This window comes from Hyphococcus lacteus, assembly GCF_041058985.1.
GTDB classification, from domain to species: domain Bacteria; phylum Pseudomonadota; class Alphaproteobacteria; order Caulobacterales; family Parvularculaceae; genus Hyphococcus; species Hyphococcus lacteus.
This window is the reverse complement of sequence record NZ_JBEHZE010000001.1, coordinates 314,717-338,378: the sequence shown is the minus strand read 5'-3', so window position 1 is coordinate 338,378 and position 23,662 is coordinate 314,717. Positions and strand designations below refer to the sequence as shown.

Genomic DNA, 23,662 nt, shown 5'->3' with positions numbered 1-23,662 from the left:
CGCTGGCCCGGTTGTCGCTGAAATAAGGCCCACTTCCTCATTTCAGCCCGGTAAACCACTAATGATCGCCGATTCTGCGTGAAGGCCAAGGGTTGGATAGCGCCCCCACGCCATCCGTTATTCCCCAGCCTAGTCTCCGGCGTACTCCGTCGTGGTCTATTATTCTTCCGTATCGCCAGCTTTTTCGAGCGCTTGATCAAGCGCCTCGGAAAAGGCTTCGGCAGAATTAAGGTGACGTGTTTGGCCATTCACTACAAAGCTCGGTGTTGATGCGATCTTATATTTGTCGGTAGCTTCGTTGATATTTTCATTAAGGAAATCAAGCAATTCTTCCCTTTTTACACAGGCATCGAATTCGGCCTCGTCCATACCGGCCTGAGAGGCGATTTTCAGAAGCTCTGTGCGTGGGCTTTCGCCATAAATCCAAGTTTGTTGGGTTTTGAACAATGATCCCAAAACTAGGAAGTAAGCGTCTGGGCCGCCTTTATCTGCGGCACAACGGGCAATCATGGAACCTGCAACTGAAAGGTTAGCCGGAGCCGTTGGAAACTCGCGGAAGATGAACCGAACCTTACCGGTATCTACATATTTTTCTTTAATTTCAGGAAAAATATCTTGGTGGAAGGTCGCGCAATGCGGGCATGTCACCGAAGCGAACTCAATTACGGTGACTTTTGCGTCTGGGCTGCCGAGCGCCATGTCAGACAGCGCGCCTTCGCCTTTGATTTCAGCGCTTTCGCTGGAGCCTGCCGGTGTTTCCGTGTTGGATTCAGAATTGGCACCGCCGCACGCGATCAGAGCGAATGACGCCACAGCAGCGAGGCTGGTTTTGACTACAGGATTGCGGAATGAGAAAAACATATCAGACATCAGACAGGGGACCTTTCCGTCGCAGCGACGCCAGTGCGCGGCTGCTTACTATTAGGAATCGAAAGCTGGGGCGCAAAATCGCTGATGGCGGGCCCGATGGCAAGGTAGGAATGGCGGATCGGGGGCTGAAACTGTCGAAAACGGTTAATTTCCGTCACCGCGCTTGTTGATTGCCGCTCGGAAAGACGCCAGTGCCGAGCCAAGTGGGCTGTCGTCGTCCTCGGATTTTGGCGGCTTTGGAGCGTTTTCACGGGGTGGCGCGGCACGTTTTCCGGACTGGAGGACAACAATGCGCGTGACACTGCCTGGCCCGAGATAGGCGTTGATACTTTTTACGAGCGTATCAATGTTCATCTGCACTTCGGCTGCCGCTGCGCCATTGGGGACGTGCAGCTCGAGGGTTCTACCGACCCGTCCGGTGCCGGTTATGCGTCCAGGCCGAGAAAGTGCTGCAAGTCGTGGCCCCGCAAGAGTTGGCCAGTGACCGGCTAAGGACGGGTCCATATATTTGGTCTTTTTGGCCAAAACCGCAAAAACCCCTGCGCCGGCACGACCGATTGCGGGCGGTGCCATTCTCGCGGGACGCGTATTGCGTTTCATATACATAGCGTATTGGCTCTTTGCGGGCTTTCCAGTGATGAATATAATACTTTGTGTATGGCATCGGAAACAATCGTCTCAGGAAAGAAATCCGCAAATCCCGACAGCGCTGAATCCGCTGCGCCTAAACGCGTGGCGAAGGCATTGCTCGATTGGTATGATAGCCACGCCCGTGACTTGCCTTGGCGGGTCGGGCCGAAAGCCCGCAAATTGGGAAAGCGTGCTGATCCCTATGTGGTTTGGCTTTCAGAAATAATGTTGCAGCAAACAACCGTCGCAACCGTAAAGCCGCGCTTTGCGCGTTTTCTCAAGCGATGGCCGACTGTCGAAGACATGGCCGGGGCACCGCTTGACGATGTGCTTGGGGAATGGGCGGGGCTTGGTTATTACGCCCGCGCGCGTAACCTTCATAAATGTGCGGTGGCCGTGGCGAAACGCGGCAGTTTTCCGGATACGGAGGACGAGTTAAAAACCTTGCCGGGAATTGGCGATTACACAGCGGCTGCGGTGGCCGCTATTGCGTTTGATCGGCGTGCGGTTGTGGTTGATGGAAACATCGAGCGTGTGGTTGCGCGCCTGTTTGCGATTGATACGCCGATGCCCGGTGCAAAGCCTGAGATCAAAGCACGAGCCAATGCAATTTGGCCCGATCTGCGTTCAGGCGATTTTGCCCAAGCAATGATGGATCTCGGGGCCGGGGTGTGTCGCCCGAAAACGCCACTCTGTTTGATCTGTCCAATTTCTGCCGCATGCGATGCATATGCGCGTGGTGACCAAGAGGCATTCCCCGTTCGGCCGGCAAAAAAACCAAAGCCATATCGTAAAGGAGCAGTCTTTGCTTTGAGCAATGGGCGCGGCGAGATGTTGTTTGAACGCCGTCCCGAAAAAGGTTTGCTGGGCGGGATGCTAGGTTTGCCGGGTACGGCATGGACCGCTGGCGAAAAAGACGAGAGTTTTGCTCTTGCGCCGGTTAAAGCCGAATGGGCGCGCGTGGGCGAGGTCGTTCATGTGTTCACCCATTTTCATTTAACGCTGGATGTTTATGTGGCCAGCGCCCCCAAGGGTTTCCGCAAATCCAGCGATCAGCAATGGATTAAGCCTGAAAAAGCACTTTTGCCCACGGTTATGAAAAAGGCCGTGAGCATCACCCAAGCCTAAAGATTGCGCTGTGCGAGCTGTGCAAATTCACACAGCAGTGGCCGTGTCTCGCGCGGATCAATAATATCTTCGATCAAAAATTGTTCAGCCGTTCGGAAAGGCGAGGTGATTTTCGACAGGCGGGATTTGATGGCTTCTAGCTCGGCTGCGGGATCTTCGGCTTTTTCAAGCTCTGACTTATACGCAACCTCTACGCCGCCAGCCATGGGCAGCGAGCCCCAATCACCCGATGGCCACGCAAACCGATATTGAAAGCGCGTATCATCCGACATGGCCGCACCAGCAACCCCAAAAGCATTACGCACAATAACGGTGGCCCACGGAACAGTTGCTTCATAGACTGCATTCAGCGCTTCAACACCGCGCCGGATGGTCGCGGCTTTCTCCGCTTCTAGGCCGATCATAAAGCCGGGATTATCCACTAGATGAACAACGGGAATTCGGAACTGTTCCGCTAGCTGAATAAAGCGTTTAACCTTTTCGGCTGTGCCCGCTGTCCAAGAGCCGCCAAGGAATGTTGGGTCACCAGCAAGGATCGCAACCGGATATCCGTCAAGCCGCGCAAAAGCCGTAATCGCGGCGCGTCCCCAACGACGACCGATCTCAAAAACGGAACCGTGGTCGGCCACAGTTTCAACAATCCGGCGCATATTATAGGCGTGTTTGGGGTTTTCCGGGACTGCATTGCTTAACGACTCGTCGCGCCGCTCTGGGCTGTCATGGGTCTCAACCCGTGGCGCGGGTGCGCCCACATGTGGCGGCAAATAAGACAGAAATGTCCGCGCCATGGCAAAGGCTTCGTTTTCGTTTTCGGCTTCGTCATCAATGACACCATTGCGTGCGTGAATATCTGCGCCGCCTAGTGCTTCCTTGTCGAGGGCTTCACTGCCAGCGCCCATGCCCGCGACAACCGCAGGGCCAGCCGTAAAAATTTGCGCAACGCCGCGCACCATGATCGAATAATGGCTGGCGACCATCCGCGCGGCACCGAGACCAGCCGTTGGGCCAAGTGCGAGCGCAACGACCGGCACAGTTTTTAGGTTTTTCACCACATCCGCCCAAAGCGGAATAAACGGCACATAGGTAAAACCTAGATCATCAAGCGCCTTGATTGATCCGCCGCCACCTGTGCCGTCGATCATGCGTACAATCGGCATTTTCATTTCATGGGCCATACGTTCAGCCATGATGAACTTGCGGTGGATCGAAGCATCGCCCGCGCCGCCGCGTACGGTAAAATCATCCGCTGTGGCGACAATGGGGGCGTTATTAATCCGTCCACGGCCAAAGATAAAATTAGAAGGCGAAAAGTCGATCATATCGCCTTTCTCGTCGTAATTTCCTTTGCCTGCGATTTTGCCGATCTCGCGGAAAGAGCCATCATCCAAAAGGCGACGCATCCGCTCGCGCACATCTAGCTTGCCGCGCGAATATTGGCGGGCAAGTTTTTCTTCGCCGCCCATTTTGTCGGCCAGCGCTTCGCGGTGTTTCAGTTCGTCCAGTTGCTTTTCAAAGGCCATTTTTCGCTCTTTTGGAATTGGTATTGTTATGCAAGTGTAGCGTGCTATTACCTCAGGTAAAGGCGTAAACCATGATCAGCCCCTCTAAAATGCTTTTAGAGGGGCCTTTGCGCATCTTAGCGGAAATAAAGCGCGAGTTATTCTGGTGCCCAGCCTTTTAACTGCTCAAGTTTGCGGGCGCGTTGTTGGCCGGGCGTCAGGGAATAGTCGTTGCCGAACGCTGATGACTCCCATGATCCGTATCCCGGATTAGGCAACACCAACCAGTCGCGGCCCCAATGACCTTCGTTAGTCACATAAACTTTCTGGCGTGCGGCAGGGGAGCCTTTATAGTCATCAACGAAATCACCAAGATTATCGCCGAACAACATCAAGACCCGATAGTTTTCTGCAATTTCGGCGCGGCGTGTGCCCTTTTTTGATGTCCACTCGGGTTTTTCGCCCACGGTCATGACGGCGTTGATGCTATCTTTGACCGGAAACCCAAGTTCTTTGAGGTTGCGTGTCGTGCCTTCATCCACGTTCACATTGCGGTTCGTCACATAAAAGACTGTTACGCCTTTGGCCGCGGCGGCGCGAGTAAAGGCCAATGCGCCGGGAACAGCGCGCGCTTGACCAGCGCCGGCCCAAGCCGTCCATGACGCATCCGTATAGGTTTGGCCCGTTTTGACCAACATTGCCTGATAGGGCGAATTATCAAGCACGGTTTCATCCGCATCAAGAATAATAGCCGTCGGTAGAGACTCATATCCGGGCTTTTGATCGTCGGGTAGGGCGGTCCATTTCGGGTCGTTTAGGGCCTCGTCAAGGCGAACATGCGCCAATGCATAAACGCTGTCTGTGGTGGCTTTATATTCAACCGCCTGTTGCAACCATAATGTTGCGTTTAGAAGGTCGTTTGGTGCGGGCTCATTGGCCGCAAGTTTATTGGCGTCGGGCGCGCTGTCATACATTGTTGCACAGGCGGAAAGTGCTAGCGCTGCTGCGCAGATCATAAACTTTGTTTTGGCTGCGCCGAATGTGACACGGATCATAAAATACCCCTGATAAAATTACTCAAATGAAAGCCGACTGTAATGGGCCACTAAATTTCGTAAAGGCGTATTCGCATCGAAGGGGATCTAATTTGCGAACCAAAACGTAAAACCTGTGTTTGGTGGCGAAAGGAGTCCCTATGCGAAAATCAATCTTGTGTGCGCTTTTAGCGCCGCTTGGCCTCATGGCGTGCCAAAGCCCGCCGGTGAACCGTGATCAGTCGGTTCCGCTGACGACCGTCGAATTTGTTGATACCGAACGCTATTTGGGCCGGTGGTATGAGATTGCGCGTTTCCCAAACAGCTTTGAAGAAAATTGTGAGGGCGTTACGGCGGATTATGACAAGCGTAACGACGGCTTGATTTCGGTGGTCAACACCTGCCGCAAGGGCGCACCCGATGGCGAGGAAAAAGTCGCAAACGGTCGTGCGCGCATCGTTGATGAAACCACCAACGCAAAATTAGAGGTCAGTTTCTTCGGGCCTTTCTGGGGCGATTATTGGGTGATCGGTTTGGCCGACGACTATTCGCTTTCGCTCGTCGGCGAGCCGTCCGGAAAATATTTGTGGATTTTATCCCGTACACCAACAATTTCGGACGAGGTTCGCGCTGACTCGTTGAGTAGGCTCGAAGCTCTTGGATATAATATTGATGCGCTCTATTGGACGAAACAACCGCCGGGCTGATGCAAAGAGCGTCATTGCTGTCCCCGACCCAGTATCACTTGCGTCATTGCGGGCTTCGACCCGCAATCCATCGGAAGGCGTAGCGTAGGTGAGTGGATCCCGGATCAAGTCCGGGATGACGAAAGCTAAACATTTCATCATCCTGACGAAAGTCAGGATCAGAACAAACTTTAGCTGGCCATGCCTTTGCGGATTTTGTCGCGCAGGAAGTCAATGGGCTTGAGGCCAGTTTTCTCTTCATAGTGCCAATAGGTCCAGCCGTTGCAGGCCGCTGCATTTTGGACGGCGGCACCGACCTTGTGGATTGACCCTTGAATTTCGTTTTCGCCCTCTTTCACATAGAGCGATCCATCAGCGCGGACTTGTGCAGCGTGGTTTTTACGGGGCGAATAGAGTTTAGAGCCGGGTTTCAATAGCTTGTGCTCGATTACTGTTCCGAATGGTACGCGCGCAGCGGCCTTGGGCGAGGGTTGGGTGATCAAGCTTTCATCATCAAGCGGTTTGACCTTGGCGATCCGCGCCTTTGCGGCTTTGATATAGGTTTCGTCGCGCTCAAGACCGATAAAGCGGCGGCCCAGATACTTCGCAGCCGCGCCGGTTGTGCCAGAGCCAAAGAATGGATCGAGCACAACATCGCCGGGTTTTGTTGACCCGATCAGAATACGGAATAAAAGCGATTCCGGTTTTTGCGTCGGATGGGTTTTGTTGCCATCTTCGCCCTTTATGCGTTCGCTACCGGTGCAAATCGGGAATTCCCAATCTGAACGCATCTGAAGATCATCATTGGATGTTTTCAGCGCGCGGTAATTAAAGGTGTATTTCGATTTTTGACTTTTCGCCGCCCAGATCAATGTTTCATGCGCATTGGTCAGGCGTGTGCCACGGAAATTCGGCATTGGATTGGACTTGCGCCAAATGACATCATTCAAGATCCAAAAGCCTGTGTCCTGAATGGCGGCGCCGACGCGGAAAATATTGTGATACGAACCGATGACCCAGATTGCGCCATCGGGTTTCAAGACCCGGCGCGCTTCGGCCAGCCATTCACGCGTAAACGCGTCATAGGCGCGAAACGAGTCGAACTTGTCCCACTCGTCATCAACGCCATCAACGCGGGAATTATCTGGCCGGGTCAGATCGCCGCCGAGCTGAAGGTTATAGGGCGGATCGGCAAAGATCAGATCAACGGATGCATCGGGAAGCTTTTTCATTCCTTCGATGCAATCGCCTTCGATGATGCTATCGAGATGTTTCGAAATATCGACAGGTTTCGCGTCGGCTTTTTTTGCTGGTGTCTTTTTCTTCGCCATGATCGTACCGGGTTTCCTGAATGGCGGCGAAGGATAACGCCGCGCAGAAAGTTGAGGACCGGCACTGTGAGTCGCGGGGGATTCCCCGTCAAGAGTCTTGGTAAATTTTTCAATGGAATCAGAGTGTTAACCTAGGTTAACAAATCCTTACACTCTTTGATAATCTAAGGGTCAGGATACAAGATGTTGTGGATCGGGGCATAGCTCTTGCGATGATGTGGGGTTACGCCATGGGCATCAAGGGCGGCACGATGGGCCGGTGCGCCATAACCTTTATTTTTCTCCCACGCATATTCGGGATGAATTTTCGCAAGGTCACGCATCATTTGATCGCGAACAGTCTTTGCGATGATCGATGCCGCCGCGATTGAAAATGATTTTGCGTCGCCTTTAACGACCATTTCGAATGGCGCGCGAAGTTTCGGCTTGGCGGACCCATCAACGATACAGATGTCAGGCTGGGTGGATAACTCTTTTTCGGCGCGGGCCATGGCAAGGAAGGTCGCTTGCAAAATGTTGATCTCGTCGATTTCGTCGACGCTGGCGATGCCGACCCCCACAATGGCTTTTGCGCGAATTTCAGCGGCGATGATGTCTCGCTTTTTCTCGGCGATGGTTTTTGAATCATTGAGGCCATTGGGCAGGTTCGCAGGGTCCAGAATGACCGCCGCCGCGACCACGGGCCCGGCCCATGGGCCGCGTCCGGCTTCGTCAATGCCGGCGACGATGCCGTTATGGCTGTTTTCGATGTCAAAGCTGGGCGTGAATTTTGTCATCTCTTTCATCTCGCGCGAGTCGCTGATGATAGGAACCATTAGCCGAACAGATCATATTGCCCGGTCACCGAAGGCGGTACACGAAACTGGCTGACATCCAGCGGTGCGAGTTTTTTGTCTAGGCCATATTTGGTGCGGGCTTTGCGAAACCGCATTGAGATCAGCCGCGCATATTCGGTTTTGATTTCGCCGCCACGCGACCATTTGGGGTCATAATCACGACCACCATTCATATGGCGAATATGCTTCATGACCCGCTTGGCGCGATTGGGTGCGAATGCCTCCAACCACTCCTGAAAAAGTGGCGAGACCTCTAGCGGTAGGCGAATAATTGTGTAGCCACAAAATTTTGCGCCCGCATCGGCGGCTTCTTCGAGAATGGATTCCATTTCATCATCATTAAGACCGGGGATCATGGGTGCCGTCATAACGCCGACGTCGATTCCGGCGTCGCTCATTTTTCGGATGGCATCGAACCGCCATTTGGGCGCGGCGGCGCGCGGCTCCATAGAGCGGGCGAGTTTTTTATCTCGCGTGGTGATGGATATCATCGTCCGTGTAAGACTTTTTTCCGCAAGCGGTACCAACAAATCAAGATCACGCACAATTAATTGTGATTTGGTCAAAACCGAAACTGGATGATTGAATTTCGCAAAAACAGGTAAAAGCCCGCGCATGATTTGATAGCGTTTTTCAATCGGCTGATAGGGGTCTGTGTTGGTGCCCATTGCGATAGCGCAGGGTTGATAGCGCTTATTGGAAAGTTCTTTTTCCAATAATTTTGATGCGGACGGTTTGGCGAACAGCCGACTTTCAAAATCGAGCCCCGGCGACAATCCCATATAGGCGTGGGTCGGGCGCGCGAAACAATAGATACAGCCATGCTCACACCCACGATAGGGATTGATCGACCGGTCAAACCCCACATAGGGCGAGTCATTAAAGGTGATGATCTTGCGCGGGGTTTCGTCTGTGACGTCGGTGCGCAGGGGCGGTAAGGCATCGTCACTATCCCAACCATCATCCATCTCGACGCGTTGTTCGGTTTCATATCGGCCAGATTGGTTAGACCGCGCGCCGCGTCCCTTTCCATTGGCGGACCCTTTGGCAGGGAGATCCCTGTCGGCGGTGACCCCAGGGCGGTGGGGCGGGTGGAAAGAAAGGTGCGCGGCGCGGGCCATGAAATGAAGCTATCACCAGAAAAGAACAAATCAAGAACATTTTTTCAACATGTGCAATTACTGGTATTATGAAGTAGCCGTGTGCGCTGACATGTTTGGACAAAACCCAACGAAAATGGAGGCGGGAACATGAAATCAGCGATGCCACTCGGTGCGGGAATTGGGGTCAGTGTCGCCGTCGGCGTGGCGGTGGGGGTTGCGCTTGATGATGTGCCGGTTGGGCTGGGTGTTGGAATTGCGATTTTCGTCGTGCTTTATTTGGCACGGCGGATAAGCCGAAAATAATGCGAGGCCGGTAACGCTCGTTCATCTTTTGGCGAGCGGCCTTTGCGGAGGCACTGCAAAACGCTATGGCTCGGCGGTTCACAAATGCCCGGGGGCCGCTTTGATTTCTGTTGTAATTCCTTGCCTTAATGGCGAAGCGCGCTTGCCCGCATGTCTTGATGCGTTGGTGGGGCCGACTGTTGATGGCCTGGTGCGCGAAGTCATCGTCGTTGATGGCGGATCGGATGACCAAAGCGCCGCTATCGCCGATGGTTTTGGCGCGCGCGTTGTGATGTCTGAACCGGGCCGCGGCCAACAATTAGCGATGGGGGCTAAGGCAGCAAAGTCCGATTGGCTTTTGTTCCTTCATGCCGACACCGTTTTGGCCGACGACTGGTCGAAAGACGCTGCTATTTTTGTAAAAGAGGGTGCAATGCGCGCCGCAGTATTTACGCTGCGGTTTGATACATCGGGCTTTGCGCCGAATATTGTATCGGGCGGCGCGATGGTGCGCACGCGTTTGTTAAAGTTGCCTTATGGCGACCAAGGGCTTTTGATTTCGCGCGCGCTTTATGATGCGGTTGGTGGCTTTGGCAATATGCCATTGATGGAAGATGCAGAGTTTATCCGCCGTCTGACCAAAAAACATGGCCGTAAGGCGCTAGAAATTTTGCCGGCGCGGGCGATCACGTCGGCGGCGCGCTATGAGCGTGATGGGTATTTCACGCGGGTGTTCAAAAATAGCTGTATTTTATTGCGTTTTTTAATGGGCGCATCGCCCGAAGCGCTAAAGCGGAGCTATGAATAATGCGCGGCACCGTTGTTATTTTCCTAAAGGCCCCAATCGCGGGCCGGGTCAAGACCCGGCTGGGTTCAGAGATTGGAATGGGCCGCGCGAGCGTTTTGTTCCGTATGATGACCAAACGAACAATCACAGAGGCCCGCAAAGGGGGCTGGCAGACCGTGTTGGCAGTTGATCCGTTGGTCGCGGGGTTTCGTAATCTCTGGCCGCCAACCTTGCGGCGTATTGGGCAGGGTAATGGCGATCTCGGCCAGCGGATGAAATATGCGATGGGTCAAATCGCGGACGGTCCGGTGATTGTCATTGGTGCAGATGCACCGGACATGCGCGTGCGCCATCTAAAGGCCGCGTTTGACGCTCTTAGCGCTGCCGACGCAGTTTTTGGCCCGGCGGAAGATGGCGGCTATTGGCTGGTTGGTTTATCACGCCGTCGCGCGGCACCTGATCTTTTTGATGGTGTGCGCTGGTCAACGAAACATGCGCTCAAAGACACGGTCAAAAGCCTGCCGAGAGATTTTCAAGTTGCGCTCATTGATCAGCTTCGTGACGTGGACACCAAAGACGACCTTGACGCGATGGGTCCGTTTTCCAAAGCCTAGCTGAGAACAATGCTTGAATGTGGCGGCTTTCCGGTTTTCACTCGCTAAAGCGGGAACCCAGAGAGTTTTGAGGGAAATTTAGAATGAAGAAAATCGGCTTGGCGTTGGTTGTGTTGCTGGTCGCAGCGGCTTCGATTTTTTATGGCGTTCTTCCTCAGCGGATTGACCGCAAGATGAATGTGGTCATTCCCCATGACCCTTATGAAATCAGCGAGGCGGCGCAAACGCTTCATGACTCGATCCCTGTCGCTGATCTCCATTCTGACATGTTGTTGTGGCGGCGGAACCCCGCGAAAGAAAATTCACGCGGCCATACCGATGTTCCGCGCCTTTTGGCTGGTGGTGTTGCGCTACAAGTATTTACCGCCGTTACCAAATCGCCGAGCGGGCTCAACTATGAAGAGAACGATGCGGCTACGGATGATATTACCATGCTGACCGTTGTGCAGGCTTGGCCGCGACGAACGTGGGATTCCATCTATGAACGCGCGGCCTATCAGGCCCAACGGCTTGATAAGTTAGAACGCGATGCGCCAGACGCTTTTGTTTATGTGAAAAGCGCAAGCGACCTTAACAAGGCGCTCGATCGTGGCGTGCTCGCGGGAGTGTACGGGATTGAAGGTGCGCATCCATTGGAGGGTGAGCTTGAAAATATTGACCGGCTCTATGATCTCGGCCTTCGTATTATGGGGCTTCAGCATTTCTTTGATAATGAATTGGGCGGTTCGTTACACGGACAATCCGGCGCTGGGCTAACGGATTTTGGCAAGGCTGCCGTGGATCGCGCCATCGCCAAGGGCATGATCATTGATGTGGCCCATTCGTCAGAACAAGTTGTATGGGATGTCTTGGCGCGGACCGAGCGTCCGGTCATCGTCTCCCATACGGGGATGAAGGGCCATTGTGATACTGCGCGCAATATCTCTGATGACCTTATGAAGGCGATTGCTGATGCGGGTGGCCTTGTGGGGATTGGATTTTGGGACGCTGCTGTGTGTGACGCATCGCCAGCCGGAATTGCGGATGCGCTTTTATATGCGGTGGAACATTTAGGTGTCGATCATGTGGCGCTTGGATCAGATTTTGACGGTACGGTCACAACGCCGATTGATGGCTCAGAAATGGTGGCACTTTCACAAGCCTTGCTCGACAAAGGAGCAGATGAAGCAACCATTCGCGCCGTCATGGGCGAGAACGCGGTTCGGTTCTTCCGGGCGAATTTGCCGCCACGCTAGCCCAAAAAACAAAACGGACGGCTGAGTCTTCGCTCAAGCCGTCCGTTTTTGTTTAGGTCAAAGAGGAGGGTGGCCTCTTTAGGTGTGTTTAGAAAACAGCAGTGTTCCCGAAAGCGAGCGCGGCCGGAATTGCGACTGCCATCGCGATAATACCAACAAAGACGTAGAACGCCGCCAATTTAGCTTTTGGTCCAAATGAAACACCATGATCGGCGAAATCAGCCGGGTGAGATGTGATAGCCATAGTTGTTACTCCTCGGGCTTGGTTATTGGCTCTTGTGCCTGTTGTTTTGGCCCGTCATCAAACTGTCATGAATAATTGCGCACTATTTGCGCAAAGTCAACAGGTGTGCGCAAATTATGCGCATTTGACACAAAAGTGTAACTTTGATGGGGGCTGAAACCCACTAATGACGGGGCTTCCAGCTTTTTGGCTTATGTGACTGTCACAAAAGCGTAGCAATCAATGTCGTGAAAAATATAAGAAAAACAAGGCAAGCCAGATGACGATATGGTCATCTGGCTGTGTTAGCGAATTAACACACGGCGAAAAACTGTCACAAAAGCGTGGCGGCGTTTTTGTGTCGCGCTATTTCTTTTTGGATGGTTTTTTGAGCGGCGGTTGGGGTCGCGCAAACAGCCAGGTGTCATCCGTGGAATCGCTCGCCCGGAACCGATAGCCATCTACGTCAAAATTCTTGAGCTCTTCAGCGCGGTTGATTTGGTTCTCGACCGACCAGCGCGCCATCATTCCGCGTGCCCGTTTGGCATAAAACTGAAGCTGGCGGGGCTTGCCGTCTTTCTCTTCTTTGAAGATCGGGGTGATGACCGGTGCCTTAAGGGCCGCTCGGTCCACAGCAGAGAAATATTCGTTCGAGGCGAGGTTCACGACAGTTGGGTCTTCGTGGCCCTTAAGCGATTTGTCGATCTCATTGGCGATTTGCGCGCCCCAGAATTCATAGAGGTTTTTGCCGCGTGTGTTTTTGAGCTTTGATCCCATCTCAAGCCGATAGGGCTGGATTGCATCAAGCGGGCGCAACAATCCGTAAAGGCCGGAAAGGATCCGAATTTTGTCCTGTGCGCGTTTGAGGTCTTCCCCGGAAAGGCTGTTTGCATCAAGCCCAAGATAGACGTCACCATTAAACGCTAGCGCAGCTTGTTTCAGGCTTTCGCTTTTTCCTTCTGGGTTAAATGCCTGAAAGCGCTCATAGTTAAGTTCGGCAAGGTTCTCTGAAATACTCATCAGGGATTTGATTTTGGCTTTGGTCAATTTCAACGTGGTTTCTGACAGCTCTGCGGTGTCTTTTGAAAAAACTGGCTTTGTCGCGCGTGGTGTGCCCGGCACGGGATCAAAGTTCATATTTTTCGCCGGAGACAATAAAATCAGCATACGTTGTAACGTCCTTGTTCTTGAAAAACAGATTAAAGCATTTTGCCGGGATTCATGATGCCATGGGGGTCGAGCGCATTTTTTATGGCCCGCATCATATTCAGCTCAACTGGGCTCTTGCGTGCGGCGATGTCTTCGCGGCGGTGGCGACCAACGCCATGTTCCGCAGAGATCGATCCGCCAAATTCGCCGATGATGTCATAGACCGCTTGTTCGATCGTTGCGCGTTTGTCGTTAAGGGCGTCCTTGGCGGCACCTTCTTCGGCAAGGACATTGTAATGAATATTGCCGTCGCCAATATGACCAAAAGTAACAAAGCGTACACCGGGCGCGATGGCGGCGACGGTTTTGTTCGCTTTGTTGATAAAGGCTGGAATGTCGCTGGTGCCCACAGAAACATCATGACGTGCGCCCAATCCTTCGCCATTGGTTGCCTCCGATATCGCGTGGCGAATTCGCCAAAGTCCATCGGCCTGGGCCTCGTTTTCGGCGATCGTTGCATCGTTAATGATGCCTTGTTCCAGTGCTTTGGCCAGCATCGACTCGACGCTATTGCGAAGGCCGACCCCCACGCCGGAAGAAAACTCCGCAAGGACATAAACCGGATGTTTGTCGCCCAACGGGTCGCGCGTATCGGGGATGTGTTTAAGCGTCAGGTCAATGCAAAGCCGATACATCAATTCAAAACTAGATACGTTGCCGCCCGTTGCCGCTTGCGCCAGCGATAATAGCCGTACAGCGTCGTCGGCGTTCGACATGCCCGCACAGATAGTGACTTTTTCAGCCGGTTGCGGGAATAGCTTTAACACTGCGCCAGTGATGATCCCCAGGGTGCCTTCGCCGCCAATCAAAAGCTGTTTGAGATCATATCCAGTATTGTCTTTACGCAGACGTTTGAGCCCATTCCAGATTTCACCATCGGGCATGACGGCCTCTAGCCCGAGCACTAAATCGCGGGTATTCCCATAACGCAAAACATTGACGCCGCCAGCATTGGTCGAAATCACGCCGCCGATCTGACAGCTTCCCTCTGAACCAATCGAAAGCGGAAACAACCGTCCTGCTTCGTGCGCGCGCTCTTGTGCCTCAGCAAGGGTAATCCCTGCATCAACGGTCATGGTGTTATTAAGCGGCTCGACCGCGCGAATGTTGCGCATACGTTTCAGCGTCAAAAGAATTTCGTTCCCCAATGGAATTTGACCGCCGACCAAACCGGTATTGCCGCCTTGGGGTGTGATTGCGATTTTTTCAGCCGCGCAAATTTTGACAATCTTGGCGACATCTTCGGTTGATGCTGGCGCAACGATCAACGGCGTCGCACCATGCCATCGTTTGCGCCACTCGGTCAGGTAAGGCGCTTTGTCGTCACCCTCGATGATCCCCTTTGGTCCAACGACGGCGCGGATTGCGTCAAGCTGTTGTGGGTTGGGCTTGGGGTGCGGGGCGGCGGTCATGAATTCGGTCCTTTATCACCCTTGTCTAGTTATGGCCGGGGGTCGGTTCAAGCCAGTAAGCAAAGCATTTGGCCCTATTGTGTCGGTTCGGTAGTATCTCAGTTTGAATTTTGACTAGCTTGTTTCTGTCAAAACTTACCCCCGACCGCCAAACGTCGATAGGCAAATACTCGCCAAAAGCAGTCGTAGACACGTAATCTGCGAACGACCGATTTGCGGTTACTTCTTGCCGCCAGTCTAGACGACTTTCTTGTATGAATTCAAAGGCACGTTAAAGTCTTAGCAAAGCTAATTCACAAAGGGAGTAAACACATCATGAGTTTCGACTTGACATTCTTCCCTGCGGCAGCGGCTCCCAAAAATGCTGATGAGTTCGACGAATGGCTAGATGCTGACGATGATATGGAGATGATCGATCCGAAGGACCTAAGCGAGGCCCTCAAAGTCTGGTATGATCAGGTGAGAACCAAATATCCGCCGCTCAATGGTCCGGATGCGGCATCCGAAGATGATTTAGACGACCCAAATGTTATTGATTATTTTTTCTCTAAGGATCGGATAGAAACGGGGATTACATCTTCTGCCTCTCAAAATGCTGTTGAAGACCTGCTTGCCGCCGCAGGTAAACACGGAATTGGCGTTTTCGATCCGCAAGATGGCAGTGTCTATTTTCCGGATAGTTCCGGTGGATTAGAGAAGAAATTCGAGTTGTAACAAATCGCCAGAAGTAGACGTTCAACAATGTCACAATTCTCTGTCAATGGTGTTCGATAGAACGTTACTGCCCAATCGATTCTGCAATATCGGTTTGCCACTCAAAAAATGCTGTTTCTTGAGAATCCGTTCCGAAATATTTTGAGTCAGTAAGCATCTTTATTGCTTTTCCGTCGCGGATTACCATTCTCCTCACAAAGCCCGGCGAAAGTGTATTATCGGGAACGGTAAAGTACCAACTGGTCAACTTTTCCTGGCACAAATACATAGTCATTCGAAGACTTGGATATTCACTCCGTTCGCAAGCTTCGTCTAATTGAACTATTTCCAGGGCTTCTTCTATCGTCGCGGGCATCGGCGGCCTGGCGGTGGCGACTTGAACGGCAGCAATAGTTATAAGTGCAGAAAGCATAATTGACTCTAACAGAAGCTATTCCGATCAGTATACATCAAAAGATAGCCACTCCGCAAATGACCGCAATGGGCCAGAAAGTGCCCTTTTGTTAGAGTTTTAAACTGGCGGGCCATCGCCAACAACCGTCATTCAGTGCCATATTGCCAACGGCTGATTTGTTGAATTCGTGGTGAACAGATATTTTGTTTTGGAGCTCTATCGGATAGTTATTAAGTGAATCAATTGGCCGTATTCAATGTGCACATTTATATCCATTACGTTACCGGCGTCTGCAAAAATCGGTGCATGTCGCGAGTTGTTTTCTGAACATCGGCTAGCTTTTGACGCCATGGAAGCAAACGGCCAACCCAAAGGCGTTCTTGCTACTGAAAACTACTATTTTACTTGCAACGGGCATTGCGATTGTGGCACGCGGCTTGGGTCGTCTTATCTAGGAATTGAAACTCATTCAAAAGCTGCAGAGGAAACGATTGTTGGTGATCTGCGCAAAAAAGGCTGGTCAGACGCGAAAATTCAGCGCCGTTTACACGATCTCAAGAAAACCAAAGCGAAAATAGAAAGGACAATGGAATCGCTTTCGGAACATTGGGGCAGTGAGCTTGAATCGTGGATCGAGTTAATTCAAAAACTATTCAGCCAAAAGCTCACCAGCCATATTGGTATTACAGTTAACGATTATTCAGGGCTGCTCAACAATCCGAAATTCAGTCTAAAAAGAACGGAACTAAACAGGCGTTCTTTGACAACTGAAGCACTTGAGAGCCTTGCTCCCGCAACAATTTTAATCGTCAAATAAATAATGAGCGATTGCCGCATGGCCCGGAAATAAGACATTCAGCAACATCAAACGTATGACTGCAAAGGGCGAATAGGTGACGTTTCTCTCGGCGGTGCAGTTGACTAGCTTCAGCCCAAACGCAGACATACCAAATTCAAACTGAGGCCCGACCGGCGGTCCGCGCCTTTTGCCATCAGTCCAAAAGAGGATTATCAATAGACCTTACAAGATTTTTTCGGGCGGACACCCGCCTGACTGGGGAGAGAGCTATGGCGCGCCTGACACGTAACCCTGCGGCCCTGATTAGCATTGCAAGTGCATTGTTGATTATTGGATGCACCCCGGATCAGACGACAACCCCCGCAGAGCTTGCCGAGGATGTGGACGCCAATGATCGTGCTGTCGAAGCGGCGCTTAGCCATCAAGATCGGCTAGCAGCGGACAGCGAAGACGATGCGGCGCGAAAGCCCGGTAGCGTCCTTTCTTTTATTGGCATAGAGCCGGGCATGACTATTTTTGAGATGGAAGCTGGCGGTGGTTATTATACCGAGCTGTTCTCGCGGCTTGTGGGGCCGGATGGTCAAGTCATCATGCAGAACCCGAGCGCATTCGATAGCTTTTTGGGCGATGCGGTTGATAAACGTCTGGCGGATGACAGGCTGGCGAATGTACGGCTTTCCAAGTCGCGTTTTGATGATCTTGATGCTGACGATGCCTCGGTCGATATTGTAACGTGGATATTGGGACCGCATGATCTTTATTACACGCCCGCTGACGGCAGTTCACTCGGCGATGACGAAGCGGCTTTTGCGGAAATTGCACGCATCCTGAAGCCGGGTGGAACGTTGATTGTACTTGATCACCAGGCCGCCGTAGGATCGCCATCAACCACGGGTGGTACTGTTCATCGGATTGATGCTGCGATTGTACAAAATCTTGCGACGAGCGCGTCATTGGTATTTGCGGGCGAGAGTGATGTGCTTATCAACGGTGACGATAACTACAATATGAATGTTTTTGACGCATCCGTGCGCCGCAAAACCGATCGCTTTATTCTGAAATTCCGAAAGCCAGAGTAAACCACCTTGAACGACACGCATATTTTAATTGTAGGGGCAGGGCCAACAGGGCTTGCCTGCGCGCTTGAATTATCCCGGCGCGGATTAAAGCCGCGCATTATTGACAAGGGGTCTGACTTTACGCCAGAGGCAGAATCGCGCGCACTTGGCGTCAACAACCGCACATTACAATTACTGGCACCGTCTGGCGTTAGTGCGCAATTATTGGCGCAAGGGGTTAAGGCCAAGCGCGTTCGCATGCGCAACGAAAAAGGTCGCGATGTTATCAAGGCCGGTTTTGACCACCCCGGCGCACTTTATCCGTTTGTTTTGATCTTGCCGCAGGGCCGGACCGAGCGAATTCTCGCCGCCGCATTAAGGCAATATGGCGTCGAGATCGAATGGTACAAAGAAGTGATCGCCACCAACGGCAATCCGAAAAAGCCGGTGCTCGATATTAATGCACCAGACGGGCTGGAGAGCATTCGCGCCAGCAAAGTGATCGGTGCCGATGGTGCGAGTTCAGTCATTCGGAACGGGTTTGGATTTTCTTTTGCAGGCGAAAGTTATCCGACGGAATTTGGCCTAGTGGATGTTGAAACCGTAGAGCCTTTTGCGACCGATGAGCTGTTTGTTGATTTTTCCAATGATGGCGTTCTCGCGCGAATGCCGTTGGGCGGCAATGTGTGCCGATACATCTCTCCGCGTGCCGATATATCGAATATGCTGCCGAAAGATTTGGAAATTAAACATCTGATCTGGCAATCATCGTTTCATATCAATTTCCGATATGTGGAAAAGATGCAGCGCGGGTCAGTTTTTTTGGCTGGCGATGCAGCGCATATTCATTCGCCAGTGGGTGCGCGCGGTATGAATTTAGGTATCGAAGACGCCTGTTGGCTCGCCTGGATGATCCACCAAAACACCGATGCTGATTATTCAAAAATGCGTATGCCCCAAGTGCGTATGGTTATAAAGCAAACCCGCCAACAAACCGATGCTTTGCTAAACCTTGGCGGTTTCGGGCGTTTCGCGCGCGATCATCTTGCGAATACGCTTTTGAAAATCCCGGCCTTTAAAAAACGCGCGCTGACCCGCGTCACTGGCCTCGATACGCCAGAACCACCATGGATTGATGGCTCAGTTTAAGTGTCGCGCGGGGCGGCGGCGCGGGAGAGGCGGTCATTGATCGCTTCGCCAAGGCCGGTTCGGGGAATTGGCGCAGCGGCAATGGCGCTTAGTCCGTGTTCGGCGCAAAGTGCGTCAAGCTGGCGAAGATAGGCGAACAAATTCGCAGCGGCCTCGCGCAGGTCCCCGCGTGGCGAAAGGTTCAAACAGAAAGGGCTGCCAGCGCCATTTTTTCCGAAACCGAGAAATGCCTGACCATCTTTCGGGGCTGTTTGATTCAGATATAGCTCTACGCGTGGCGCATAATGGCTTTTCATCATGCCTGGTGCTTGCGGTGTATCCGATTTGGCCGGCGCCGCAAGCGGTTTGCCGATGGCTTTTTCAATCGCCGTGCGATCTATTCCGCCGGGTCGCAGCAATGACGCCGTTTTACCGCTCACGAAAACAATCGTTGATTCAAGTCCGATCGTGCATGATCCACCATCAAGCACCAAATCAACCCGGTCGCCCAATGAAGCCTTTACATGGTCGGCGGATGTCGGGCTTATCGCGCCAGAGATATTTGCGCTGGGGGCCGCCAACGGACCATCAACATCGGTGATCAGTTCGTGCGCCAGATCATGTTTGGGCATCCGCACCCCGATCGTATCAAGCCCGGCACTGACCAACAGCGAGATCGGGCTCTGGGCGCGGCGAGGCAAAACCATCGTCAACGGGCCGGGCCAGAATGCATCGGCGAGCTTTTGCGCAAGCGGGCTGAAGATCACATGTCGCTCGGCCATTTCGCGCGAGGCCACGTGAATAATCAGCGGATTGAATTGTGGACGGCCCTTGGCTTCGAATATGCGCGCGACCGCATCGTCATTGGTCGCATCCGCGGCAAGGCCGTAAACGGTCTCTGTGGGCATGGCCACGAGCCCGCCTTTGCGGATGATGTCGGCGGCGATTGCAAGATCTGATGCGCGCGGTGTGTTCATGGCGCGCATATAACATTGGTTTTCGACTACGTCTCGCCACAAAAAAGGACGCAATGAATCATTGCGCCCTTTGACGTGGCAGGGAGGGGCCGACGTCTTAGAATTTGCGAGAGAACACAACGTTGAGGCTGTGTGAGTCATATTCTGTGTCGAGGAGGGTACCGCCATTGACGAGCGAAGCTGTGTCCGCATCGAAATAGCGATATTCAAGGCCAGCATCGATATTTTGAGTGATGCCTTTTTTCACGCCGCCAAATGCCTGATAGGCAAAGACAGTGTCGTGGTCGTTAAGTGCGCCAATCCGCGCGACACCAGCACCGGCACCGACATAAGGGGTAAAGCCAGCATAGGTCGGTGCGTTAAAGACCGCATTGCCCATAAAGCTGAGGGAATTGATGTCATCATCGACGAGGCCAGCGGCCGCGACGGTCGAGGAATCAATCTCGTTTGAACGATAGGCGATTTCGCCTTCAACGGCGAAAAACTGGTTAATGTTGTAGCCATAAGCGCCGCCAACAGCGTAACCAGTGTCGGTGTCGAATTCGCCAGGGGCGGCAACCGCGCCTGTGGTGACGACTACATCATGGTCACTGCCATAGGTGGCACCGCCGAAAATTTTACCGTAGCTTTCCGCATTCGCTGAGGTGGCTGCCGCAGTTGCGCCGATCAGTGAGGCTGCGATCAATATTTTACGCATGGGGAGGGTATCTCTACTTCTACTGGGCGGACCATTCCGCCTCGGGGGGAAGCCGCAGATGCCTATCGCCATCAAAATTTTCAATCGATAGATCGACGAATTGTGGGTGTCTCACGCCTATGTGAAATCACGAGAGCAGAATGAGAAAAACCGTTACAGAACGGTAATTTAGAGAAACAACCTGATAGTATTTCTAGGGCCATTCTTCAGGTATTAACGAAACTGCGGCGCGGGCCGAACAACTGTCCTAAAATGGGACGCTGAAAAGATTTCCAAATGCGTCACTGGGACCTGACATTTCATCTTCGCAAGTGCGGCGTAATCCGGCATAAAGCGTCAAACAGGAGCTGAGAAATGACATTTCAAACCCCCATTCGCGATATGCGATTCCTTCTTGAGCATGCAGCGGGTTTTGGCTCGCTGGAAAAAACCGGGGCTTATCCAGAGCTGTCAGACGATCTGGTCTCGGCGATTCTCGAAGAAATGGGCAAGTTCTGTGATCAGGTCATTGCGCCGCTGAACGATGTGAGCGACCGCGAGGGTGCGGTTCTCGAAAATGGCATCGTGCGCACCAGCCCCGGCTATAAAGAAGCCTATAAGCAGTATGTGGAAGGTGGCTGGTCGTCATTGGCATTTCCGGAAAATGTTGGCGGACAAGGATTGCCCTCGACGCTAGCGGTGGCGCTGGTTGATGCGCTGAACGCAGCCTGCATGTCTTTCGCGATCGGCACGACGCTCACCACCGGCGCGGTCAAAGCGATTCTTCACGCGGCGACCGATGAACAGAAAAAACTCTATCTTGAAAAAATGGTGACCGGCGAATGGACCGGCACCATGAACCTGACCGAACCGTCTGCGGGGTCAGATCTTTCGGCGGTGCGCGCAAAGGCCGAGCCGGTGGGCGACGGTACCTATAAAATTAGCGGCCAGAAAATTTTCATTACCTATGGCGATCATGACATGACAGACAATGTCATTCACCTCGTGCTGGCGCGGCTTCCCGATGCCCCCGAGGGCACAGCCGGTATTTCGATGTTCCTCGTACCGAAATTCCACGTCAATGACGACGGCTCGCTGGGTGCGCGCAATGATGCACACTGCATCAAGCTAGAGGAAAAAATGGGCCTGCATGGTAGCCCGACCTGCGTTATGGCGTTTGGCGATAGCGGTGAATGTATCGGCACGTTGCTTGGCGAAGAAAACAAAGGCCTGCGCAACATGTTCGTGATGATGAACTCGGCAAGGCTCGATGTCGGGATGCAGGGCGTCGGCATTGCAGAGCGCGGTTATCAACGCGCGCTCGCCTATGCGCAGGATCGCAAACAGGGTCGGGCACCCGGCGTCAAATCCGGTGACATGATTGCGATTTATGAACATCCCGATGTTCAGCGTATGGTCTATTCTATGAAAGCGCTGACCGATGCCTCCCGCGCGATCTGTTACGCGAATGCGGTGGCTTATGACCTTGCACATTCATCGCCAGACGAAGATGCCCGAAAAAAAGCAAAGGCGCTTGAAGGGTTGCTGACACCGATCTCAAAAGCATGGTCGACTGATCGCGCCAATGAGGTCACGTCAATCGGCGTGCAGGTTCATGGCGGCATGGGGTATATCGAAGAAACTGGCGCAGCCCAACATATGCGCGATGCGCGTATCGCGGCGATTTATGAAGGCACCAACGGCATTCAGGCCATGGACCTTGTTGGCCGCAAGCTTCAGGGCGATGGCGGCGCGGCGGCAAAGGACTTTATTGCTGACGTCCGGTCAGAGGCGAAAATCCTTGAAGCGGCGAAGCGCGATGATCTGCAACATATTGGTGCGCGGCTTCTCGCGGCGGCTGATGCGCTGACGGCGTCAACCGAATGGTTGCTCGATGCGGCGAGTAACGATCAGTCTGCGGTGCTCGCGGGCGCGACGCCATACCTAAAGCAATTCGGCAATGTGGCTGGTGGCTATTACCTCGCGCAGGGCGCAAAGGCAGCCGCGCTTTATATCAACGAAGGCGAAGACTCCGATTACTATGAAGCGAAAATTGCCATCGCGAATTTTTACGCGGATAATTATCTAACCGAGACCGTTGGTCTGGGCGATAGCATTACTGCGGGGGCGCTTCCGCGGCTCGATCCGGGTAAGCTGACAGCTTAACCATCAGCATAGCGATTATAAGGGCCCTGCGGGGCCCTTTTTCTTAAATGCACTTCACGGCTTTCATTCAGCCGTTCCTGCTTAAACCGACCTGTTAGACAATAATCGCGCGATTGCGACTAAACCGAGGCCGCCAAGACCAAACGCAATGATCAACATGGCAATATTCAAGGCCACTTGACCGGTACCCAAGGTTGCCACGTCAATAAATGGATAGGGGTAAAATCCACTAACCGTGCCACGGGTCAGCGCATAGGCGCAATAAACTAACGGCCAGACCAGCCACATAAGGGCACTATAAGGGCGCAACCCGGTTTTATCGGCAAACCCCAGCCACCAGATCAAAACAAGTATCGGCACGGCCGTATGCAGCCCTTGATCCGCCCACCACGCTAATCCTTCTGGATTCCATAGCGTTGCCAGAACCGCGTGATAGACGGCACCGACTGCACAAATCCAAAGGGTTAGGCCGCCGATCCACACAGGGCCATTCCGCTGGCCAGATATGGCCGTTCGCGCAAAAGTAAATACGACTAAGATATTCGTCAGAACAGTGAAGAAACCGAGCATTCGCCAAAGCACGGTGGCCAGTCCGGGCGATCCCATTGTTTCGGTGGACACAAAAAATTGTGTGATCAAAGCGGTCAATGCGGTCAAAGCGATTGCGGAGGCAAAAAGTCTGTGCATTGGCGATGGCTTCCTTTTTCAATACCGGTCGTGAGCTTAACGGACTCTATCTAATCTGAAGCCCATTGTTTCGCCAATCCCTTTAGCAAGGCTTTCAGCTGACGCTTGATGATTTGCCGTATCACCGCGTAACAAACAGCGATACCGAGGATGGCACTGTCATGTTATTGTTTTTGGCTCACGC

Annotated in this window: 25 protein-coding genes; 11 read left to right on the top strand and 14 right to left on the bottom strand. The window is 52.9% G+C overall.

The features are described 5' to 3' along the window. Positions 1 to 159: 159 nt before the first annotated feature. Together ABFZ84_RS01615 and ABFZ84_RS01610 are read right to left on the bottom strand one after the other, a co-directional pair. A complete protein-coding gene (locus tag ABFZ84_RS01615) occupies positions 160 to 870 on the bottom strand; it encodes a DsbA family protein (RefSeq protein WP_369312109.1) in 711 nt (236 codons plus the stop codon). A 144-nt stretch (positions 871 to 1,014) separates the two neighbouring features. Beyond that, a complete protein-coding gene (locus ABFZ84_RS01610) occupies positions 1,015 to 1,470 on the bottom strand; it encodes a DciA family protein (protein WP_369312107.1) in 456 nt (151 codons plus the stop codon). Between the two features lie 57 nt (positions 1,471 to 1,527). On the opposite strand from ABFZ84_RS01610, the gene ABFZ84_RS01605 reads away from it, so the two are divergent. After that, entirely contained in the window at positions 1,528 to 2,628 is a 1,101-nt protein-coding gene (locus ABFZ84_RS01605) for an A/G-specific adenine glycosylase (protein WP_369312102.1), read from the top strand. On the opposite strand, the gene ABFZ84_RS01600 is transcribed toward ABFZ84_RS01605, so the two are convergent. Together ABFZ84_RS01600 and ABFZ84_RS01595 are read right to left on the bottom strand one after the other, a co-directional pair. Beyond that, positions 2,625 to 4,148, bottom strand: a complete 1,524-nt coding sequence (locus tag ABFZ84_RS01600; protein ID WP_369312100.1) for an acyl-CoA carboxylase subunit beta — start codon at positions 4,146 to 4,148, stop codon at positions 2,625 to 2,627. The two genes, ABFZ84_RS01605 and ABFZ84_RS01600, sit on opposite strands and share 4 nt — an antisense overlap. A gap of 137 nt (positions 4,149 to 4,285) precedes the next feature. Further along, positions 4,286 to 5,182, bottom strand: a complete 897-nt coding sequence (locus tag ABFZ84_RS01595; RefSeq protein WP_369312098.1) for a 5'-nucleotidase, lipoprotein e(P4) family — start codon at positions 5,180 to 5,182, stop codon at positions 4,286 to 4,288. A 140-nt stretch (positions 5,183 to 5,322) separates the two neighbouring features. On the opposite strand from ABFZ84_RS01595, the gene ABFZ84_RS01590 reads away from it, so the two are divergent. Next, the gene (locus ABFZ84_RS01590) at positions 5,323 to 5,868 is read left to right on the top strand and encodes a lipocalin family protein (RefSeq protein ID WP_369312096.1); all 546 of its coding nucleotides are present in this window, start codon (positions 5,323 to 5,325) and stop codon (positions 5,866 to 5,868) included. Positions 5,869 to 6,038: 170 nt separating this feature from the next. On the opposite strand, the gene ABFZ84_RS01585 is transcribed toward ABFZ84_RS01590, so the two are convergent. From ABFZ84_RS01585 to ABFZ84_RS01575, 3 genes are all read right to left on the bottom strand, one after another. After that, positions 6,039 to 7,079 (bottom strand): DNA methyltransferase, encoded by a 1,041-nt coding sequence (locus ABFZ84_RS01585; RefSeq protein WP_455429341.1) that lies wholly within the window; start codon positions 7,077 to 7,079, stop codon positions 6,039 to 6,041. Between the two features lie 263 nt (positions 7,080 to 7,342). Further along, positions 7,343 to 7,954, bottom strand: coding sequence for a ribonuclease HII (locus ABFZ84_RS01580; RefSeq protein WP_407067099.1), 612 nt, complete (start codon positions 7,952 to 7,954; stop codon positions 7,343 to 7,345). 38 nt (positions 7,955 to 7,992) lie between these two features. After that, positions 7,993 to 9,135, bottom strand: coding sequence for a PA0069 family radical SAM protein (locus tag ABFZ84_RS01575; RefSeq protein ID WP_369312090.1), 1,143 nt, complete (start codon positions 9,133 to 9,135; stop codon positions 7,993 to 7,995). A gap of 129 nt (positions 9,136 to 9,264) precedes the next feature. Between ABFZ84_RS01575 and ABFZ84_RS01570 the strand changes: the two genes are divergently transcribed. The 4 genes from ABFZ84_RS01570 to ABFZ84_RS01555 all read left to right on the top strand — a co-directional run bounded on the left by ABFZ84_RS01570 (position 9,265) and on the right by ABFZ84_RS01555 (position 12,035). Continuing rightward, complete coding sequence (locus ABFZ84_RS01570) at positions 9,265 to 9,420, top strand: hypothetical protein (protein WP_369312088.1); 156 nt, start codon at positions 9,265 to 9,267, stop codon at positions 9,418 to 9,420. Positions 9,421 to 9,520: 100 nt separating this feature from the next. Then, on the top strand, positions 9,521 to 10,207 hold the full coding sequence (locus tag ABFZ84_RS01565; RefSeq protein WP_369312086.1) for a TIGR04283 family arsenosugar biosynthesis glycosyltransferase: 687 nt from the start codon (positions 9,521 to 9,523) through the stop codon (positions 10,205 to 10,207). Further along, positions 10,207 to 10,800: a TIGR04282 family arsenosugar biosynthesis glycosyltransferase gene (locus ABFZ84_RS01560; RefSeq protein ID WP_369312084.1), complete on the top strand. Its 594-nt coding sequence runs from the start codon at positions 10,207 to 10,209 to the stop codon at positions 10,798 to 10,800. The genes ABFZ84_RS01565 and ABFZ84_RS01560 overlap by 1 nt, the downstream gene beginning before the upstream one ends. An 83-nt stretch (positions 10,801 to 10,883) precedes the next feature. Further along, positions 10,884 to 12,035, top strand: a complete 1,152-nt coding sequence (locus ABFZ84_RS01555; protein WP_369312082.1) for a dipeptidase — start codon at positions 10,884 to 10,886, stop codon at positions 12,033 to 12,035. An 88-nt stretch (positions 12,036 to 12,123) separates the two neighbouring features. On the opposite strand, the gene ABFZ84_RS01550 is transcribed toward ABFZ84_RS01555, so the two are convergent. From ABFZ84_RS01550 to ABFZ84_RS01540, 3 genes are all read right to left on the bottom strand, one after another. Further along, complete coding sequence (locus tag ABFZ84_RS01550) at positions 12,124 to 12,279, bottom strand: hypothetical protein (RefSeq protein ID WP_369312080.1); 156 nt, start codon at positions 12,277 to 12,279, stop codon at positions 12,124 to 12,126. Between the two features lie 345 nt (positions 12,280 to 12,624). After that, positions 12,625 to 13,425 (bottom strand): peroxide stress protein YaaA, encoded by an 801-nt coding sequence (yaaA, locus tag ABFZ84_RS01545; protein ID WP_369312078.1) that lies wholly within the window; start codon positions 13,423 to 13,425, stop codon positions 12,625 to 12,627. 32 nt (positions 13,426 to 13,457) lie between these two features. Beyond that, complete coding sequence (locus tag ABFZ84_RS01540; RefSeq protein WP_369312076.1) at positions 13,458 to 14,879, bottom strand: FAD-binding oxidoreductase; 1,422 nt, start codon at positions 14,877 to 14,879, stop codon at positions 13,458 to 13,460. Between the two features lie 315 nt (positions 14,880 to 15,194). Between ABFZ84_RS01540 and ABFZ84_RS01535 the strand changes: the two genes are divergently transcribed. Continuing rightward, positions 15,195 to 15,593 (top strand): hypothetical protein, encoded by a 399-nt coding sequence (locus ABFZ84_RS01535; protein WP_369312074.1) that lies wholly within the window; start codon positions 15,195 to 15,197, stop codon positions 15,591 to 15,593. Between the two features lie 64 nt (positions 15,594 to 15,657). Here ABFZ84_RS01535 and ABFZ84_RS01530 read toward each other — a convergent pair whose 3' ends face one another. After that, on the bottom strand, positions 15,658 to 16,005 hold the full coding sequence (locus tag ABFZ84_RS01530; RefSeq protein ID WP_369312072.1) for a hypothetical protein: 348 nt from the start codon (positions 16,003 to 16,005) through the stop codon (positions 15,658 to 15,660). 331 nt (positions 16,006 to 16,336) lie between these two features. Here ABFZ84_RS01530 and ABFZ84_RS01525 point away from each other — a divergent pair, with 331 nt between their 5' ends. The 3 genes from ABFZ84_RS01525 to ABFZ84_RS01515 all read left to right on the top strand — a co-directional run bounded on the left by ABFZ84_RS01525 (position 16,337) and on the right by ABFZ84_RS01515 (position 18,993). Then, the gene (locus ABFZ84_RS01525) at positions 16,337 to 16,804 is read left to right on the top strand and encodes a hypothetical protein (RefSeq protein WP_369312070.1); all 468 of its coding nucleotides are present in this window, start codon (positions 16,337 to 16,339) and stop codon (positions 16,802 to 16,804) included. Positions 16,805 to 17,055: 251 nt separating this feature from the next. After that, on the top strand, positions 17,056 to 17,865 hold the full coding sequence (locus ABFZ84_RS01520; RefSeq protein ID WP_369312068.1) for a class I SAM-dependent methyltransferase: 810 nt from the start codon (positions 17,056 to 17,058) through the stop codon (positions 17,863 to 17,865). A 6-nt stretch (positions 17,866 to 17,871) separates the two neighbouring features. After that, the gene (locus ABFZ84_RS01515) at positions 17,872 to 18,993 is read left to right on the top strand and encodes an FAD-dependent oxidoreductase (protein ID WP_369312066.1); all 1,122 of its coding nucleotides are present in this window, start codon (positions 17,872 to 17,874) and stop codon (positions 18,991 to 18,993) included. Here ABFZ84_RS01515 and ABFZ84_RS01510 read toward each other — a convergent pair. Continuing rightward, positions 18,990 to 19,949 (bottom strand): L-threonylcarbamoyladenylate synthase, encoded by a 960-nt coding sequence (locus tag ABFZ84_RS01510; protein WP_369312064.1) that lies wholly within the window; start codon positions 19,947 to 19,949, stop codon positions 18,990 to 18,992. The genes ABFZ84_RS01515 and ABFZ84_RS01510 overlap by 4 nt on opposite strands. Before the next feature lie 97 nt (positions 19,950 to 20,046). Next, a complete protein-coding gene (locus ABFZ84_RS01505; protein WP_369312062.1) occupies positions 20,047 to 20,646 on the bottom strand; it encodes an outer membrane protein in 600 nt (199 codons plus the stop codon). Positions 20,647 to 21,000: 354 nt separating this feature from the next. On the opposite strand from ABFZ84_RS01505, the gene ABFZ84_RS01500 reads away from it, so the two are divergent. Beyond that, positions 21,001 to 22,791, top strand: a complete 1,791-nt coding sequence (locus ABFZ84_RS01500) for an acyl-CoA dehydrogenase (RefSeq protein WP_369312060.1) — start codon at positions 21,001 to 21,003, stop codon at positions 22,789 to 22,791. Positions 22,792 to 22,872: 81 nt separating this feature from the next. Here ABFZ84_RS01500 and ABFZ84_RS01495 read toward each other — a convergent pair whose 3' ends face one another. Next, positions 22,873 to 23,478 (bottom strand): Pr6Pr family membrane protein, encoded by a 606-nt coding sequence (locus ABFZ84_RS01495; RefSeq protein WP_369312058.1) that lies wholly within the window; start codon positions 23,476 to 23,478, stop codon positions 22,873 to 22,875. Positions 23,479 to 23,662 lie beyond the last annotated feature (184 nt).